14 protein-coding genes are annotated in these 18,409 nt (G+C 39.7%); 11 read left to right on the top strand and 3 right to left on the bottom strand.

All coding sequences use genetic code 11. From position 1 onward, the window contains the following. Nucleotides 1–462 precede the first annotated feature (462 nt). From ndk to FHK89_RS08460, 10 genes are all read left to right on the top strand, one after another. The gene (gene ndk / locus FHK89_RS08505; protein WP_230656387.1) at nucleotides 463–894 is read left to right on the top strand and encodes a nucleoside-diphosphate kinase; all 432 of its coding nucleotides are present in this window, start codon (nucleotides 463–465) and stop codon (nucleotides 892–894) included. A 316-nt stretch (nucleotides 895–1,210) separates the two neighbouring features. Next, entirely contained in the window at nucleotides 1,211–2,419 is a 1,209-nt protein-coding gene (gene rlmN, locus FHK89_RS08500) for a 23S rRNA (adenine(2503)-C(2))-methyltransferase RlmN (RefSeq protein ID WP_230656390.1), read from the top strand. Between the two features lie 174 nt (nucleotides 2,420–2,593). After that, nucleotides 2,594–3,568, top strand: coding sequence for a type IV pilus biogenesis/stability protein PilW (gene pilW / locus FHK89_RS08495; RefSeq protein WP_230656393.1), 975 nt, complete (start codon nucleotides 2,594–2,596; stop codon nucleotides 3,566–3,568). A 79-nt stretch (nucleotides 3,569–3,647) separates the two neighbouring features. After that, a complete protein-coding gene (locus tag FHK89_RS08490) occupies nucleotides 3,648–4,583 on the top strand; it encodes a helix-turn-helix domain-containing protein (protein ID WP_230656396.1) in 936 nt (311 codons plus the stop codon). Nucleotides 4,584–4,800: 217 nt separating this feature from the next. Next, complete coding sequence (gene ispG, locus FHK89_RS08485) at nucleotides 4,801–5,916, top strand: flavodoxin-dependent (E)-4-hydroxy-3-methylbut-2-enyl-diphosphate synthase (RefSeq protein WP_230656399.1); 1,116 nt, start codon at nucleotides 4,801–4,803, stop codon at nucleotides 5,914–5,916. A gap of 199 nt (nucleotides 5,917–6,115) precedes the next feature. Continuing rightward, nucleotides 6,116–7,420, top strand: a complete 1,305-nt coding sequence (gene hisS, locus FHK89_RS08480) for a histidine--tRNA ligase (RefSeq protein ID WP_230656402.1) — start codon at nucleotides 6,116–6,118, stop codon at nucleotides 7,418–7,420. A gap of 102 nt (nucleotides 7,421–7,522) precedes the next feature. Then, nucleotides 7,523–8,422 (top strand): YfgM family protein, encoded by a 900-nt coding sequence (locus FHK89_RS08475; RefSeq protein ID WP_230656405.1) that lies wholly within the window; start codon nucleotides 7,523–7,525, stop codon nucleotides 8,420–8,422. Nucleotides 8,423–8,567: 145 nt separating this feature from the next. Beyond that, the gene (gene bamB / locus FHK89_RS08470) at nucleotides 8,568–9,782 is read left to right on the top strand and encodes an outer membrane protein assembly factor BamB (protein WP_230656408.1); all 1,215 of its coding nucleotides are present in this window, start codon (nucleotides 8,568–8,570) and stop codon (nucleotides 9,780–9,782) included. Between the two features lie 91 nt (nucleotides 9,783–9,873). Further along, on the top strand, nucleotides 9,874–11,283 hold the full coding sequence (der, locus tag FHK89_RS08465; protein WP_230656411.1) for a ribosome biogenesis GTPase Der: 1,410 nt from the start codon (nucleotides 9,874–9,876) through the stop codon (nucleotides 11,281–11,283). Nucleotides 11,284–11,452: 169 nt separating this feature from the next. Continuing rightward, nucleotides 11,453–13,303, top strand: a complete 1,851-nt coding sequence (locus FHK89_RS08460; protein ID WP_230656414.1) for a sensor histidine kinase — start codon at nucleotides 11,453–11,455, stop codon at nucleotides 13,301–13,303. A gap of 132 nt (nucleotides 13,304–13,435) precedes the next feature. On the opposite strand, the gene FHK89_RS08455 is transcribed toward FHK89_RS08460, so the two are convergent. Both FHK89_RS08455 and FHK89_RS08450 read right to left on the bottom strand, forming a co-directional pair. Then, entirely contained in the window at nucleotides 13,436–14,590 is a 1,155-nt protein-coding gene (locus FHK89_RS08455; RefSeq protein WP_230656418.1) for a D-alanyl-D-alanine carboxypeptidase family protein, read from the bottom strand. Nucleotides 14,591–14,946: 356 nt separating this feature from the next. Continuing rightward, nucleotides 14,947–15,378, bottom strand: a complete 432-nt coding sequence (locus tag FHK89_RS08450) for an MCR_0457 family protein (protein WP_230656656.1) — start codon at nucleotides 15,376–15,378, stop codon at nucleotides 14,947–14,949. A 429-nt stretch (nucleotides 15,379–15,807) separates the two neighbouring features. Here FHK89_RS08450 and FHK89_RS08445 point away from each other — a divergent pair, with 429 nt between their 5' ends. Next, the gene (locus tag FHK89_RS08445; RefSeq protein WP_230656421.1) at nucleotides 15,808–16,662 is read left to right on the top strand and encodes a peptidoglycan DD-metalloendopeptidase family protein; all 855 of its coding nucleotides are present in this window, start codon (nucleotides 15,808–15,810) and stop codon (nucleotides 16,660–16,662) included. Between the two features lie 329 nt (nucleotides 16,663–16,991). On the opposite strand, the gene FHK89_RS08440 is transcribed toward FHK89_RS08445, so the two are convergent. Then, nucleotides 16,992–18,374, bottom strand: coding sequence for a peptidylprolyl isomerase (locus tag FHK89_RS08440; RefSeq protein ID WP_230656424.1), 1,383 nt, complete (start codon nucleotides 18,372–18,374; stop codon nucleotides 16,992–16,994). Between the last annotated feature and the right edge of the window lie 35 nt (nucleotides 18,375–18,409).

Genomic DNA, 18,409 nt, shown 5'->3' with positions numbered 1-18,409 from the left:
AATGTCTGCTTTGAGTTTTTTAAGTAGACAACGCATGGCTGACGCAATTATAACCAAGATGACAGTTAAAACCTACCTTAGTATTTTTATAGTGGCGAAGAAGCGGCACGAAGTAAGAGGACTGCTGTTGAGTCTTTATTTAATATGTGCTTTTCAGAGCAGAGAAATAGTTTGGTGGGTGCTTATTATTATATGTATGATTCGATACAAGAAAGAGACTATGATGCCATCACTAGGCAGTGGGGAGAGATTGTATCAGCATCAAGGTGTTAAAGCGTATTAAAGGGGTTGGTAATATTATTTATATTTTTTAATGCTATATTTTTAGTTTATATTTTTTCAGTTGTCTCGTTTGTTTTATTAAATGATAAACCACTTTCCTCTATCATTTATCCTAAGAGTCGTTATAATAGGCGATTGAATACATTAATTATTTTTTACCATAAAACAAGGAGTTTTATTATGGCTATCGAACGTACCTTATCTATCATTAAACCTGACGCTGTTGGCGGCAACCATATTGGTGAGATTTATACTCGTTTTGAAAAAAATGGTCTAAAAATCGTAGCTGCAAAAATGCTACATCTAGACGATGAAAAAGCGGGCGGCTTTTATGCAGAGCATAAAGAGCGTCCTTTTTATAATGATCTAAAATCATTCATGACGTCAGGTCCTGTTGTTGTGTCTGTTTTAGAGGGTGAAAATGCCATCGCTAAGCATCGTGAAATCATGGGGGCAACCAACCCTGCTGATGCTGCTGAAGGTACAATTCGTAAAGACTTTGCTAGTAGCATTGATGAAAACGCAGTACATGGCTCAGACTCTGCAGAATCTGCAAAGCGTGAAATTGCTTATTTCTTTAATGATGATGAAGTACTTGAGCGTACACGCTAGGTCATATTTTTATTATCAGCAGTTTAGGGTAATCAGTATTTGATATCATCTATCTAAAATTTACTCGCTGAAATAACTGCTATATATAAATACAAAGACCCTCATATTAAACTGATATGAAGGTCTTTTTTATTATTTTTTATTATTTTGATAGTATGTGTGAGTCATTCTTATTTATCACAAAGCCTATATGAGTCACTTTAACATAAAATGAATTATATGACGCTAATAGGCACTAAATTATGACTTTAGGATTGAATTTGACTATAATGGCAAAATTCAGCCAGTCTTCTCTTATCATATCGGCAAGCTTATTATGACAAAAATCCCACTCGTGAATACTGCAACTGATGCACAATCACCGCACAGTGACGACTCTGTAGTGGCAAAAACCAATTTATTAGGTATGACCCAAAATGAACTGGGTGCATACTTTAAGTCACTGGGCGAAAAGCCTTTTCGGGCATCGCAAGTGATGAAGTGGATTTATCAGCATGGAGTGACTGATTTTGCTGAGATGACCAATTTGTCTAAGGGGTTGCGTGAAAAGCTAAGTAAAAAGGCATGTGTTGTGCCTCCAGCCATCATGCACAAGGAGTTTAGTGAAGATGGTACTCGTAAGTGGGTGTTTAAAGTGGCAGGTGGCTCTTTGGTTGAGACGGTATTGATTCCAGCAGATGACAGCAAAGCCAATGGTCGCAAGACATTATGTATATCTTCTCAGGTGGGCTGTGCTTTGGACTGTAGTTTTTGTAGTACAGGCAAGCAAGGCTTTGAGCGTGATTTGACCGCCGCAGAAATTATTGGGCAACTATGGGTTGCCAATGCGTCATATATGCAAGGTGTTGATAACACTGAGTGGCAAAATCAAGTCACCAATGTGGTGATGATGGGAATGGGTGAGCCACTGCTAAATTATAAACCTGTTATTGCCTCAATGCAGTTGATGCTCTCAGATCATGCCTATGGACTATCTAAACGCCGAGTCACTTTGTCCACTTCGGGTGTTGTGCCGAAGATGTATGATTTGTTTAAAGACATCGATGTGGCGCTTGCCATCTCGCTACATGCACCAAATGATGAGCTACGAAATGAGTTAGTTCCAATTAATAAAAAATATCCACTTGAGCAGTTGATCACAGCAGCGCATGCTTATGTTAATGACAATCCGCGTCATAAAAAACACGTTACCATTGAGTATGTGATGCTGGCAGGCGTCAATGATAGTGATGAACATGCACAGCAATTGGTTCAACTTTTAGATGGGTTGCCAAGCAAAATTAACTTAATTCCATTTAACCCATTTCCGCATGCGCCTTATGACCGATCTAGTAACAACCGTATTCATACATTTAGTAATATATTAAACAATGCAGGATTTGTGTGTACCATTCGTCAAACTCGGGGCGATGATATTGATGCCGCCTGTGGGCAGTTAGTTGGGCAAGTAGCAGACCGTACCCGCCGCTCTGCAAAATGGCAGCAGAAAATACAAGAAAAGCAGACCACCGTAGCGTCATCTTGATGGGCGATGAGAATGAGTAAGCATAATGGATTATGGATATAAACTATAATTCTATAATAGAAATAGATACAAAAATGGATACAAAATTTATAAAGATAAAAAAACTCTATTTATAATAATAGAGTAGGTTTTAAGATACCACTAATATAAAACTACTGATGTAAGACGGTAATTATGACACACTTACTGCCTAAGAAAAATAAATGTGCGCCAATACAATCTGCCATGCAACATGGGAAAACACCATTACTTATGACAAAATTTGTGACAATATCTAACAGTACACAGTCAAACATTTTACAACGGCTGCCAAAGGCAGTGGGTCTAGCGATGATGGGTATCGTTGGCAGCGTTGCATTGAGTGCTTGCCAAAGTGCCCCAAGTGATGCACCAAGTAGCCGTTATACAACCATGACAGAGCCTTCTGGACACAATGTATCTGATCCAGATAAAGTGGCACAAGTACGTACTACGATGGCGGCACAATTTATCCGTCAAAATGACCTTGATTCTGCTCAAAGGCAGCTAGAGAAGGCTTTTGCTGCCAATAGCAGATATGCGCCAGCCTATGATATGATGGGTGTGCTGTTGCAACAAGAGGGCAGTGAGCTCAACTTAGCTAAGGCAGATGGCTTTTTTAAACGTGCCATTGAGATAGATCCACAATTTATGCAAGCTCGTAATAACTATGGGGTATATCTCTCACAGCGTGGGCGCTATAAAGAGGCCATTGCTCAGTTTGAGATAGCAGGTTCGGCTCTAGGTTATGAGGGGCGTATTGGTGCTTTAGAAAATCTTGGGCGTACCGCATTAAAAGTTGGTGATACGCAAACAGCAAACCATGCTTTTATACGAGCATTAGAAGGCAATCGTAACAGTCTGATAGCCCACATTGAATTAATAGACTTATTGATTACTCAAGGTCGCATGGTGCAAGCACAGCAGTTGTATGATGAAGCAGTGATGTTGACAGGGGGTGTGACAAGCAGTCCTCGGTTGTTATTACAAGGTATTAAGTTAGCTGCCGCTCATAATAATTTGCGACAACGTCAACAGTTATCGCAGCAATTATTATCTGCATATCCGCTGAGTGATGAAGCGAAGCTGCTTAAAACTTGGATTCGTAATCCTGAAGCATCATGGAAGTAACGAAGTACAAAGTAATAAATTAATGCAGCAAAATACAGAATATGAGAAAAATAGCAAGAAACATATAAAGAAACATACAATGCAAAAATCAACAAACCAACACCACTCACCAAATCAGCCATCATCTTCAGTTGAGCAGGCTGAAACTTTACTTACAGGAAATAAGATGTCGGAAGCGTTGTCTAATACAGATTCACGTTCATTTGGTGCAACTCTTAAATGGGCACGAGAGCAAAAAAACTGTACGCTGGATGAGGCAGCAGATCACCTGCATATATTAAAGCGCCATTTAGAGGCACTGGAGGCAGAAGATTTTGCTGTATTACCACAGATGACGTTTGCACGAGGTTTTGCCATAAACTATGCAAAATATCTGGGTTTAGATACCAATGCCATTGTCAAAAGCTTTGATGCGGTGTATCCAGAGCATCTTAAAAGTAGTGTCGGAAATATAAAAACACCACTCAAACCACTTGGTACACTACAGCGTGATTCACGACGTCCTAGCTTTCGTATCAATCCATTTTTGATATTGTTTGTTATTGCACTTATTGCATTGGCGGTATTTTTGTTGCGTACAGTCAATAATGCCAGACAAGAAACGGCAGTAGATCCACAAGATGAAATAGCCATTAATAATATATCCAGCTCAGAACAAGCCCAAGGTGCTGCGCTGACAACAGCGACAGATGCTGCTGTAACAGCGACGGGTAGCGCATTAGATATTGCTAATACAGGATCAGCCATTGCAACCACTGAGACGACTGTTGCACAAGCGGATGCCAATTTAGACTTTTGGGTACGTGATAATACTGATATTACAGTAACCGATGCAACAGGGGCAGTATTGCTGTCAGGCGATCAGCCTCGGGGTGGTTACAAAATAAAAGGTCAGCCCCCATTTCAAGTACAAATTAATAATGTGAAAAACGTAACCTTAAATCTAAACCAAGTAAAAGTACCACTTGCAGATTATGCACAAAATGATCAGGCAAATTTTTCATTAGCACCATAATGTGTATGTGAGCTATATAGAAAGATGATTTAGATATTTATCATCTCGTGTCTATTACTCAAAGGTTTAGTATATTCGTCAGTTTGATAAACTTGAGTTACATAAGTTGTAACAGAAGTAACTGTATTTATATTTATTATTACCTAGCTATCTAGCCACTATGCTTACAATGCTGCTTATAATTAATGAGCGTGCAATGATTTGATAAGGACAAAGTATGTCGATACCCTCTCCAATCACCCGTCGTCCCACCAAAAAGATTTATGTGGGTGATGTGGCAATTGGTGGCGATGCACCCATCAGTGTACAGAGTATGACGAATACCAATACTTGTGACGTTGAAGGGACACTGGCACAAATTAAACGCTGCGTTGATGCAGGGGCAGATCTTATGCGGGTATCTACACCGACCATGGATACCGTCGCAGCATTTGCTAAGATTAAGCAACAAAGCAGCGTACCACTGATTGCAGACATTCATTTTGATTACAAGATTGCATTGGCAGTGGCTGAGGTTGGTGCAGATTGTTTGCGTATTAATCCTGGCAATATTGGTAATGAAAAAAAGGTACGTGAAGTGGTTGCCTGTGCCCGACATCATGGTATCCCCATTCGTATTGGAGTCAATGCAGGCTCATTAGAAAAAGACATTCAGCGTAAATATGGTGAGCCAACGGGTGAAGCCATGCTTGAATCTGCACTGCGTCATATTGATATTTTAGAGAAACTCGATTTTGATCAATATAAAATATCAGTGAAAGCCAGTAATGTGTTTTTGACCCTTGATGCGTATCGGCTCATCTCGGCACAAATTGATAACCCTTTGCATTTAGGGGTGACTGAAGCAGGTGTCTATCGTACGGGAACGGTCAAATCTGCCATTGCCTTGGGTGGTTTACTACTTGATGGGATTGGCGATACCATGCGTATTTCTTTGGCGGCAGAGCCAGAAGAGGAGATTAAGATTGGTTTTGATATCTTAAAATCTCTTAATATTCGAGCCAATGGTGTCAATTTTATTGCTTGTCCTAGTTGCTCACGGCAAGAGTTTGATGTGATTCGGGTGATGAATGATCTGGAAGCCAGACTTGAGGATATCCGTGAGCCGATGGATGTTTCAGTGATAGGTTGTAAAGTCAATGGTCCAGGTGAAGCAAAAGAGGCGGATATTGGTGTGGTTGGAGCCAGCCCTAACTCTTTGGTCTATCGTAATGGTGATAAAAGCCATTTAATTGATACCACCAAACTTGCAGATGAAATTGAAAAAATGGTACGAGCAAAAGTCAAAGAGCAAGAGGCAAAGCGAGAAAAAGAGATTATTCGAGTTAAATAACTGATAAGCTGATTATCAACAGATTGGCGTGAGTTAATAGTAGAGATAGTTTTTTATTACCACATTGTTAACTGCTAATAAATAAAGTATGCTTGCTGGTTATGTTTGCTTAGACTGGTTATATTAAAAATATAGCATTTATCAATAGTTTCTATAAACAGTGTTTATAAATAGAGATGAATAGAGAAAAGAAATCATTATGATCAAATCAATCAAAGGGTTTAATGACATTTTGCAAGTAGCAACAGATGTCAGCCGCCCTTGCTCAGAATGGCGTCAGCTTGAAAAAACATTAGTAAATGTACTCGATCGATTTGGCTTTGAGCAAATCCGCTTGCCAATTGTTGAGGAAACTCAACTTTTTGCTCGTGCCATTGGTGATGCAACTGATATCGTTGAAAAAGAAATGTTTAGTTTTACCGATAAGTCTGATCCTCCAACGCCTATTACTTTACGACCTGAAGGGACGGCTGGTGCAGTACGAGCGGTTATTGAACATAATTTATTACGTGGTGATAATCCAAAACTTTGGTATATGGGTCCCATGTTTCGTTATGAACAGCCACAAAAAGGTCGCTATCGCCAGTTTCATCAGTTGGGAGTAGAAAGCTTTGGTAGTGAGCTGCCCGATGCAGATGCTGAGCTGATTGCGATGACTTATATGATGTGGCAGTCTTTGGGCATTGATCATGAGTTAACCTTACAGATTAATAGCTTGGGTGAGCCAGAAGAACGTCGAGCTTATCGCCAAGCCCTCGTTGATTATTTAACCGATAAAAAAGATCAACTCGATGCGGACAGTCAACGTCGCCTAAGCACCAATCCACTGCGTATCTTAGATAGCAAAGATGTCAATACCCAAGCTTTATTAGTTGATGCACCAAAACTAAATGAGTTTTTGGGAGAAGAATCACAGGCACATTTTGCCAAAGTACAGCAGTATTTGACGACACTTGGCATTGAATTTGATATTAATCCCAAACTTGTACGTGGTCTAGATTACTATAATAAAACCGTTTTTGAATGGGTAACAGATAAGTTGGGTGCGCAAGCAACTGTGTGTGCTGGTGGGCGTTATGATGGATTAGTGGGTCAATTAAAAACGTTAAAATCTGATTCAAATAAACCTGCTCAGTCTGCACCAGCCATTGGTTTTGCGATGGGTTTAGAGCGTCTGTTGTTATTAATACAGGCAGTGAATCCATTTGCAGATACAGCTGCTTGTGACGTTTTTGTGGTTGCCCATCCTGATGTTTATGAACAAGGATTAAAATATGCGCAATCATTACGCCAAAATCGTCCTGACTTACGCATCAAAACTGCCAGTGCCACTAGTTTAAAATCACAAATGAAAAAAGCGGATAAATCTGGTGCACAACTGACCGTTATTTTGGCACAAGATGAAATAGATAAGCAGCAAATTAGTATCAAAAACATGCAGACAGGTGAGCAAGCTGTGTATGTAGATACTTGGTTATTTTCGGCTGAAAACTTTGCAGGTTAATGATTTGTAGAATGATCTATTGATATTTGTAGTGATCTTTGCAGTATACATACGAATGATCATGTCGATAGTTTTTTAAGTGAAATTTTATTAGGCAATATTATGGTGAGTAACAGCAACTCAAGCCCTCGTAGTGGCAACGATGACGCACAATCAATAGCAGAATTAAAGCACTATGCTGGCTATATTATTGCTGCGATTGTGTTGGCATTGGCTGGATTTTTTGGCTTTCGATATTGGCAAAGCCATACGGTCAGTCCTGATATAGAAGCGGCACAAGCGTATTCTGCTATCCAACAGATGAACGACAAAGTTGCATTGGCTGAACAAAATCCTGATTTACAGTCATCTGCACTACAAGCTGAGCGCAGCGCACTGGCAACACAGGTAGATAAGTTGGTTACTGCTTATCCTGACTCTGTCTACGCGTGGCAAGCTTTGTTATTAAAAGCACGTCAACAAGCAGATAGTGAAGATTATAAAGGTGCAAGTGAGACACTAAAACGTGCATTGGATATCCCTTTAAAGGATGCCGGTTTAACAGCAATGACTCAGCTACGTTATGCCACTACATTATTGGCAGCTGGTGATGTGGATGCAGCGTTGTCTGCTGCTTCTAAAGAAATGCCTAATGCTTTTGAGCCGAGCAAACAAGAGCTGCTTGGTGATATTTATTTGCAGCAAAATAAAACTCAAGAAGCTGAGCGTGCTTATGAAAATGCTTGGAATTTACTTGTAGGTCGTAAAGAAGATCGAGCAATCTTACGTTTGAAAATGGAAAGTATTGGCATCATGCCGCAAGAAATGCCCAAGAAACCAGCATTAATTGCAAGCGCACCTGTTTCTTTATCAGATGTTACTGTTGAAAATGCTGCTGCTAGTGATGCAAATATTGCCAGTGAAAATGTAACGGATGAATCAAGCACAGAAGCAGAGCAAACGGTTGATGCTGCCAGTGATAACCAAATCAATGATAGCAGTGTAGAGTCTACAGGACAGTAGTAGTTCATATTTATAGTTGATGATATTGTAAAAAGTATGTTCTTTGAAAAACAATCATTGCATACTTTTTGAAGTACTGTCAAAACAGCAATGCTCAATACCTATCTTATTTTGAAGAACTTTTATGATTAAGTGAGTAAATAACATGACAACAACCATTTTTAATACAATGTCATCGCTACGGTATCGCCGTATCACAAAAGGTATTACGGTTGCTTTATTATCCACCGCCTTGGTCGGTGTCGTTAGTTGTACTAAAGGCATTAAACCTGAAGAGCATAAACCAACCCCATTGGTTAAATTAGCCCAATCCGTTGATTTATTGCAACCAGTATTTGTGACAGATGTGGGTAGTAAAGGCAATAGTAAAGACCCACTATCATTACAAGTTGGTTATGATGATGGTCAAGTGATTGCCGCTAGCCGTGATGGCAAAGTATCTGCTTATGATGCTCAAGGCAAACGACTGTGGCAAAGTGATTTAAAAAGTGCAATTATGGGTGGTGTTGCCTTTGATGCTGCTAGTGACACGGTGATAGTGAGCACACGGACAGCAAAAGTTGTGGCATTAAATGCTTCTACAGGTCAGATACGTTGGCAGCAACCAACAACGGGTACTGTTTTAGCGCCTGCTTTGATTCATAATAACCGAGTCATTGTCTCTGGGAATGATGGTCTATTACAAGGATTGTCACTACAAACAGGTAGTCCCGTTTGGCAGTTTGCTACCCAAGCACCAAGTATTAGTGTGCGCGGTAGTGCCTCACCAGTACTTTTAGATAATAGTACAGCGATTATAGCGACAGCAGATGGGCGTTTGCATGCCTTAGATGTCACCACAGGTAAGCCATTATGGTCACGCCGAGTTGGTATTCCTTCTGGTGCGAGTGAAGTGGAGCGCATGACAGATGTGGATGGTGCGCCTGTAATAGATAATAGCCAGCTATTTGCAATCAGCTATAGTGGACAGTTGGTAGGGGTTGATCTTTTAAGCGAGCAAATATTATTTTTACAAGATGCAGGCAGTTTAAAGTCTTTAGCTACTACGGCGAATAGTGTCATTGCGACCACTTTAGATGGTCACGTTAGAGCATTTAATCGCAATACGGGTGCACCTTTGTGGGATAATTCTGAGCTTGCCTATCGACAACTCACCAATCCTGTGGTGATTGGTAATTATGTGGCAGTTGGTGATTTAGAGGGTGTCGTACATTTATTAGATACGTCTACTGGTAAGATAGTTAGCCGTAGCAATACCAAAGGTAAAGGGGCGTTGTCTACGCTACAAACACAAGCAAATACGTTGCTGACTCAAAGTACGACTGGTCAAGTGAGTATTTGGCAATTAAAACGCCAATAGTTTTTGCTGATTTTATCCGATTTGGATATCATAATTTTTAAGTCGTTTTTTTAAAACTTATATATTTATATTTTAGTGAGAGTAATAATCCATGCCAATGAAACCCGTCGTTGCCTTAATTGGACGTCCAAATGTCGGCAAATCGACGATATTTAATCAAATGACAAAAACACGCCAAGCACTGGTTGCTGATTTATCTGGATTGACCAGAGACCGTCAGTATGGAGATGCAAGCCATGAAGGAAAGTCATTTATTGTCGTAGATACAGGTGGCATTGGCGAAGCTGATGATGGTCAAGGTGCGATAGATGACTATATGTCAACCCAATCGCACACTGCCATACATGAGGCAGATATCATCGTTTTTGTTGTTGATGCTCGTGCTGGCATTGTCGGTGCAGATGCAGAAATTGCTAAGCTGTTACACACTCTTGGTAAGCCTGTATATCTAGTAGCAAATAAAATTGATGGGGTGCATGATGCCGCTACAGCTGAGTTTTTTGCCTTAGGGCTAGGAGAGCCATATCCAATGGCTGCCAGTCATGGACGTGGTTTGTCTAATTTACTAGACGATTTAACAGCACCCATGACTGAGCAAGAGATACAAGAGACTCCAGATGGACTAAAATTAGCAGTGATTGGTCGACCAAATGTGGGTAAATCTACCTTGGTAAACCGATTATTGGGTGAAGAGCGTGTTGTGGTCTATGACATGCCAGGAACGACAAGAGACAGTATCTATATACCTTATGAGCGAGATGGTAAACACTATGTCCTCATTGATACGGCGGGTGTACGTCGGCGTGGACGTATTGATGAGAAGGTAGAAAAGTTCTCTGTTATTAAAGCGTTGCAAGCGATAAAAGATGCCAATGTGGCTATCTTAGTGGTAGACGCACAAGAGGGCATTGTCGATCAAGATTTGCACATGCTTGGCTATGCGCTGGATGCGGGTCGTGCCATTGTCATTGCCATTAATAAATGGGATGGGCTCTCTGAAGATAAAAAGCAGATGGTTAAAATTGAAATCGAGCGTCGTTTTGATTTTATTCCTTATGTTAAGGTGCATCTCATTTCTGCTTTACATGGTACGGGTGTGGGTAATCTGTATCCTTCGATTTTGCGGGCTTATCAGTCAGCAATGTTTAAGGTATCAACCAGCCGCTTAACTAGAATTTTAGAAGATGCCATTTCAGCGCATCCACCACCGATGGTATCAGGTCGCCGTATTAAGCTGCGTTATGCTCACCTTGGTGGACATAACCCACCTGTTATCGTTGTTCATGGTAATCAAACTGGATCATTGCCTAATAGTTATCGACGTTATCTTGAAAATGAATTTCGTCAGGTCTTTAAGCTTGAGGGTACGCCTTTAAAAGTTGAATTTAAACTGAATAGTAACCCTTACTCTGGAAAAAAGACAGTACCAACAAAAGCCAAACTGCAACAGCAGCGACAACGTAGACGGGTGCAAAAGTTCAAAAAACAAAAAAAGCGTTAGTCAGCATTCGTCACTGAAATTTGAGTATAGCAAATGTTCTTTATATCCAAGATATTGACGTTGGATGTTGAGCAATACTTGTTAATTTCTAGCTGGTGTGAGGCAGGTTTGGCATACTGCTTTGCTATCTTTTTTTGCTTGTTATCAATGATATTGGTTAGACCCTATTATGAGTCGATTTTGTCCAAAAAATTTAAGTTGGAACATAAAAAAAATAGTTATTATCTCTACAACCGTGCTTTATTTAGTTGCAGTGGGTACTTATATATATCATGAATTAATTGATAATTATCGCCTAAAAAAAATAGAAATAAAAAATTTGTCACAAATATTGGCTGAAAATGCATCGATACCAGATGGTATTTCAGTTGTAGGTCAACAGGTTACTTATTTGCTTGAACAAGATCCTACATTACAGAGTATTTCTTTTTATTCAATTAATCAGTCTTTGAGCTTTTCTGAGGAAAATAAACCTGATTGGCAGGTGGTATTACAAGATGACATTGTCAGTTTTCATCAACCTGTTACCAGTAATATTGACTCCTCAAATAAAGAAGAATTGCCTTTTATTATCCCTAATCAATCTTTGTTAGGTTATATCAATGTTTCTCTTGATCTTGACAGGTTGAGACAGCAGTGGTTTGTACGCCATTCACTCATATTATTAGCATTGTTGCTTTGTTATCTTATCTGGTTAGTATGGGTAATCTGGTGGATTTCCAGACCCATCAATAGTATTAACTCACTGTCAAATTATGCTGATGAGATTAATGATCGCTATAATCCTCTGACCAATCGGGTATTCAAAGATCATACTATCTATGTGCAATTAAATAAGCTGCATCAATCTTTGGAGCTAATGGAACACCTGTATCAACAGGCACAGTCTGAAGTTCATCGTATGAACAACTCAGTACAAGCACCCTCTACAACAGATTTATTGGCTCTGCAACAAAGTAGCTTTCAGAGCATGATCACTCATGAACTAAAAACCTCATTAAATGCGATTTTTGGTGGCTTACAGTTATTAGATAATCAATATACCAGCCAAGAACAAGAAGATGCGATTGGTATTATTAGAAAGGGCAGTACCGATCTTGAGCTGATTTTAAGTCAAATCATACAACTTAATAAGATAGAAAAAGGACAAATGAAGGTTGAGGCGGAAAAGATTGAGCCACTTAAAATCTTAGGTAGCCTCATTCAGAATTATGAAAAATTATCGCAGGATAAGGGTATAGAGGTGATTAGCCGTATTCATCATATGGACACAGCCTTAAAAGGTGATCATCAAAAGATTTATAGTGTTCTCGATGCGCTACTAAATAATGCGGTGAAATTCACAAAAGTGGGTAGTATTACTGTTGAATCATTTTTAGATAAACAAGACAGTTTTATTTATTGGCGTATTGAAATAACAGATACAGGAATTGGCATAGAAGCTAATAATTTAAAAGACATCTTTTTGCCATTTTTTCAGGTTGATCCTTCAATGAGTCGTGAATTTGAAGGCGTTGGCGTTGGGTTAGGCGTGGCACAACGGTTGACAAAATTAATGGATGGCAAGCTAGAGGTTGATAGTGTTTATGGAAAAGGAAGTACCTTTCGTTTGTTGCTACCGTTACAAATTTGGATGCAAAATGAAGACAATCAAATACTATCTGGTAAGCGTATTATTTTCTATACAGTAAAGCCCCCTTCTTATTTTCCTGCGATGATCACCCAGTTTGGGGCGCAAGTCGATGAGTTTAGTGAGATTGATGCACTCATGAATCATATTTTTACCACGTCAGCGTCAGGGTTGATGATTTCATCACAGGTAAAAGTAGTGGATGCAATGATGTTGGCTGAACATATCCGTCAGTTAGAATCAAACCATCGATTATTAATCATCTATTATTATGATGATTTGTCTCAAAAGCAAATGGATGAACTATTAGCATCGGGGGTCGATATTTGTCAAACGACCCAGCTATCGCACAAGGCGCAAGCACAAGCCATTAAAAGTTGGCTTGAGTGAGACATAAAGATAGTTTATAAATAGGGTGTTATGTACTTTTGAGATAAAAGATATAAAATAAAAAAGGGAGCTTGAATATTTTAGTCTCCCTTTTTTATAATATTATTTTATTTAAAATTGTTTAAAATTATATTAAAATAATCCTGTGACCCAGTTTACTAAGTGTTCCCATGCTCGCTTAAAGAATCCAGACTGCTCTACAGAGGTGGTTGCAATTAATGGTACTGAGGCAACCGTTTTGCCATCAACTACTGCCAGTAGCTGTCCCACACTTTGACCTTGAGCAATGGGCGCATCAATCTTGTCATTTAATTGAATGACTGTGCTGAGTTTGTCTTTTTGATCTTTACTGACCAGGACTTTAAGGCTATCTTGGGTGGCGACAGACACGCTGTCTTGTAAGCCAAATGCCACAGGAGCTTGAGCCATGACTTGATTGGCGGGGGCAAGTATGGCGGTATCAAAGTGACCAAACCCCCAGTTGAGTAGCTCACGCGATTGATCAGCCCGTGCTTGCATGCTTTTTGTGCCCATAATCACGGAGATAAGACGCATATCATTGCGCTTACTGGAGGCGACAAGACAGTAGCCTGCGGCATTGGTATGTCCTGTTTTGAGTCCATCAACGGTTGGATCGGTCAGCAGTAGGGCATTACGGTTGCCTTGAGTGATATTATTATAAGTAAATTCTTTTTCAGCATAGATATCATAATACTGCCCACCATTTTTGATAATGGCTCTGGCAAGTTTTGCTAAATCAAGTGCCGATGCTTCATGACCTTCAGCTGGCATACCTGTGGAGTTAACAAAGTGGGTATTTTCCATGCCAAGCTTGGCTGCTTCTTGATTCATCATATCTGCAAAAGCCGATTCACTGCCAGCGATATGCTCTGCCATTGCTTTTGAGGCATCATTGCCAGATTGCACAATAATCCCTCGTAGCATATCAATGACAGAGGCAGATTGATTTACAGGTACATACATACAAGATTGACTGCTACTACCTCGACACCATGCATTTTCACTCATCAACACCGGTTCGTCTTCTTTTAGCTCGCCTGAGATGAGTTTGTCTTCAATAATATAGCTGGTCATCATCTTGGTCAAAGATGCAGGTGGTAAGGGAGTATTAGCATTTTTTTGTGCGAGTATTTCACCTGTATCATAGTCCATAAGCACATAAGCTGCATTATCCATTTGTGGTGGTTCAATGGCAGCATTCGCTACGAAAGGCGCAATCGATAGACTCGCTGCTGTGATAAGGTGTAGCAATTGTTTTTTTCTCATGTTTCTTTCCATAACCACTCATACTGCAATGACCGTCAAAATAAAGAGTATAAAGGCAAGCTGATTTAGCAGTAATCATCATGACTGCTTACCCAAAACAGATATATTAGCAAAATGCCTAAGGTGATGAAATAGGCAATCAAGGTTTTTCCGTGAAACTATTATCAAAGCCATTATTGATACAATTATTGAAACCATTAGTATGGTGATGTGGCGAAATAGTCACGGAAGCTATAAATGAAATGTATGACTTAGTCAAATAAACCAATAATTATATATTAAGAATGATATATAAAAAAACCAATGGCAATTATCGATAAAAGGCATTTTATTTTATAATTTTTATCATATTAAGTTTAAAAATTGGTGTCTGCTAAATCCTGACATAAAGCTTTATTTTCATTTCTTGAGATGCTTGATGTCCATCCACGTATGCTTTGTAGTACCTGCTTGTAATCTTGCTGAGTAGACAAATATTGTATTGCCGATTTTGGATTTTTAATAGTTGGCATTAGTTTTTGCAGCTCAATATTATAAGCTTTATAAAATTTTTGTCTTTGTTGTGTATTGAGCATGGGTGGGCAAATCTCAGAGAGTACATGCATTACTGCAATTTCATACTTAGTGGTACTGATACCTGCTAGGTCTACAGGAATGGTGATCATGTCATTATAGCTAGTGGCAGCATTTACTGTCTGTGTTATCAATCCAATACTACTAATGATTAGCCCAAAACCAAGACGCTTAAGTCGTGAAGCAGATAAACTAGTTTGTATATGTTTGATCATCACGCAAAAAACTCATTAAAAACGTTGTGGTTATAATAATATTTAGGCTGAGCAATGTCACACAAAATTTCCTAAATCTTGTAGAATAAATGTGTCATTCACTTAGATAAGCGTAACATACTACTAAGATATAGGTAGCATAGGGATTTTATTGATTTAGTATGAGGCATTTAATCTAAGTGATTGAGTGAATATAGGTAATCAATACAGTAACTTGGTGCTCAGTTTAGTGACAGATTTATATTTACTCAATAGTTGTATAGATTAACTTTCATGTTACATTTATTTGCTACATTTATCCTCTATTTATTTATATAACTCATTATTGTTACTTTTATTCAAAGTATTGGTTATTTTTTTAATCATTTGTACTATTCTAATATGAATAATTCATTTTTCATTTACTATTGTTAATTTATAAGGATTGCTATGTACATAAAATTATTACAACCAGCCAAAAAGGTTAGGTTGCCCCAATGGCAAAAAGTGGCAGTGTCTTCATCGGTGGTAGCCGCTCTTGTCTGTTTTTCTGGTTGTGCAACTAAGCCAACGTATCATCCTAATAACACTCCAACGATCAGCAAAAATCAGGTGGGTGTGCCTAACTATTATCATGTGCAACAGGGCGATACAGTGAGTGCAATCGCTGCGAGATATGGGCTTAATTATCGTCAAATAGGTGCTTTGAACAATTTAGATCGTCGTTATACCATCTATACAGGACAATGGTTAAAGCTTTGGACTGATACGACAACAAATAATCAACGCTCTTATAATCAGTATGGTCAGCAAAGTGGCTATCAAGCTGCTACCACAGGTGTGCAGTCTAATGAACGTGGTCGCTTTGACAGGACATCGCCTGCCACTAGATCAAATCCATACCCGAGTGCAGCAAGCGTGGTTGAGCCTGTCCCTGCAACGACTTATCGCCTACCATCATCTAATCCAGTCATCAAGCAGTATAATGCTAATCAAGGTATTTTAGGTATGTGGTTTGGCGGTCGAGAGGGGGATACAGTGGTAGCAAGTAATGCAGGCACCGTGCTCTATGCAGGTGATGGTCTACCCGAGTATGGTAATTTGATCATGATTCGTCATGATAAACAGTATGTGACTGCTTATGCGCACAATAGTAAAATTTTGGTCAATGAAGGCGATCAAGTGCAGGCAGGTCAACCCATCGCCATCATGGGGAATACTGGCAACAGCAATCAAGTTGCACTGGAGTTTCAAGTACGTGAAAACGGCAGTCCCATCGATCCAAAAAAAGTGCTTAAACACTAGGTTTGGTTGAGATACTTATTAGTTTAAGATACATTGATAGACAATAGAATCAATATAATCAGGACTTATGTAAAAGTACGATATTAGTCTCATAAAGCGGCGAGCAATTTTTACATGAAAGTAAAAAGTAGCTGTATTTCTTGCAGATATTAGTCTAACGGGGTGAAAGTTCAACAGACCCTAAGCTTTGTGCTTTCAAATCAATCCACCCCCTATCTACCAACACTGTAGTACTGTGGAGGTATGTAGGGAGCGGATCAGTTCTTGGTCCTGTTTACAGAGTGTGGACCTCTGGTTGATGGGTTGATGCCATCATTGTCGATAGTTAACTACATTATTTTGATATAGGCATTGGCTTTTAGTTCTTGTAACCAGTCTTCTTGTGCTTGTGGTGCAAGGCGTTGGAAGATAGCTTCACGTGCTAGGTTACGACGATATTGTTTGCTGACGTCATTTTTACGAGTTTCTTCTACTTTAAGAATATGCCAGCCAAATTGACTTTTGAACGGTTGAGAGATGCTACCCACAGGTGTGGATTTCATTACGGCTTCAAATGCTGGCACTGTATCTCCCTCAGTTATCCATTCTAAATCTCCACCACGTCCTGCTGAACCAGCATCATCAGAGTAGGTGGCAGCAATGGCAGTAAAATCGGCGCCTTGTTGTAGCTGCTGATAGATGTCATTAATTTTTTGTTCAGCCAAAGCGTCATTTTGTTGAGGGTTAGATTTGACTAAAACATGACGTACGTGCCACTGTGGTATGATCAGACGATCATCACTACGTTTATCGACCAATTTAATAACGTCAATTCCTTGTGCAGTCACTTGAGGGGCGGCTACTTCACCTACTTGCAGTTTGGTGATTTTGTTTGCAAGTTCAGTGGGTAGACCTGCCGCAGGATGGTATCCCATGTCACCACCTTGTAGCTCAACGGGATAGTTAATATCCGTATTGCTAGTCACAGCTGCAATGGCTTGATTGGCATCGTCGGTGCTTTGTAGTGCGGTATGTACACGCTGAGCAACTTGCATGGCTTGCTCACGTTGTTGCTCAGTAATACGGCTATAGTCATCTAAATAGGGCACACGGATATGAATGGTACGAAACTCACTTTGTTCTAGTTGTTGCGCTTCTGGAGAGGCAAGGTAGGCATCGATGTCTTGCTCAGTAATACGTACTCGACCAGCGACTTGACGCTGTTGCAGTGCTTTTAGTGATTCATTTTCGATGATTTGTTGGCGCAGTAAGGCATAGCCATTTGGTTGACTGGCATCTAGACGTTGTTGTAATTCACTTAAGCTGCTAAATCCTTGTGATTGAGCAATGGCTTGTAATTGTTGATTGATGGCTTCAGGATTGGGGCGAATACCTGCACGTTGGATTAAGTCGAGTTGTAGCTCACGCAAAATTAAGCCATTGAGTACTTCTTGGTTTAGTTGTTCATTAGGAGGCAGCCTACCACCAGATGCTTGAATGCTTTGTCTGGCTTGTTGTACCGCAGCGGCAAGATCACTTTTTAAAATAGCAGAGTCATTGACAATAGCGATAATACCATCTGTGCTATTAGCAACAGATACATTATTTGTTATTGTGGGCTGTGTGCTTGTATTAGTGGTCACCCCATTTGACTGCGCAGCAATGGCTGGAGTCGATAAACAAAGCGTGGTTAACAGTCCCACACTGATTGCTGTATATAGTTTTTTATACATAAGCTGATGCGAATGGAGCGAGGAATGTAGGTTCA

The organism is Psychrobacter sp. I-STPA10, from assembly GCF_021012795.1.
GTDB lineage: Bacteria > Pseudomonadota > Gammaproteobacteria > Pseudomonadales > Moraxellaceae > Psychrobacter.
The sequence above is the reverse complement of the archived record's forward strand: the minus strand, read 5'-3'. Positions and strand labels throughout refer to the sequence as shown.

Coding starts and splice junctions, on each gene's coding strand:
- hisS (WP_230656402.1), top strand. CDS start 6,116: ATGATCAAATCAATCAAAGGGTTTAATGACATTTTGCAAGTAGCAACA.
- ndk (WP_230656387.1), top strand. CDS start 463: ATGGCTATCGAACGTACCTTATCTATCATTAAACCTGACGCTGTTGGC.
- FHK89_RS08445 (WP_230656421.1), top strand. CDS start 15,808: ATGTACATAAAATTATTACAACCAGCCAAAAAGGTTAGGTTGCCCCAA.
- pilW (WP_230656393.1), top strand. CDS start 2,594: ATGACACACTTACTGCCTAAGAAAAATAAATGTGCGCCAATACAATCT.
- bamB (WP_230656408.1), top strand. CDS start 8,568: ATGACAACAACCATTTTTAATACAATGTCATCGCTACGGTATCGCCGT.
- FHK89_RS08455 (WP_230656418.1), bottom strand. CDS start 14,590: ATGAGAAAAAAACAATTGCTACACCTTATCACAGCAGCGAGTCTATCG.
- FHK89_RS08475 (WP_230656405.1), top strand. CDS start 7,523: ATGGTGAGTAACAGCAACTCAAGCCCTCGTAGTGGCAACGATGACGCA.
- FHK89_RS08460 (WP_230656414.1), top strand. CDS start 11,453: ATGAGTCGATTTTGTCCAAAAAATTTAAGTTGGAACATAAAAAAAATA.
- rlmN (WP_230656390.1), top strand. CDS start 1,211: ATGACAAAAATCCCACTCGTGAATACTGCAACTGATGCACAATCACCG.
- FHK89_RS08440 (WP_230656424.1), bottom strand. CDS start 18,374: ATGTATAAAAAACTATATACAGCAATCAGTGTGGGACTGTTAACCACG.
- FHK89_RS08490 (WP_230656396.1), top strand. CDS start 3,648: ATGCAAAAATCAACAAACCAACACCACTCACCAAATCAGCCATCATCT.
- der (WP_230656411.1), top strand. CDS start 9,874: ATGCCAATGAAACCCGTCGTTGCCTTAATTGGACGTCCAAATGTCGGC.
- FHK89_RS08450 (WP_230656656.1), bottom strand. CDS start 15,378: ATGATCAAACATATACAAACTAGTTTATCTGCTTCACGACTTAAGCGT.
- ispG (WP_230656399.1), top strand. CDS start 4,801: ATGTCGATACCCTCTCCAATCACCCGTCGTCCCACCAAAAAGATTTAT.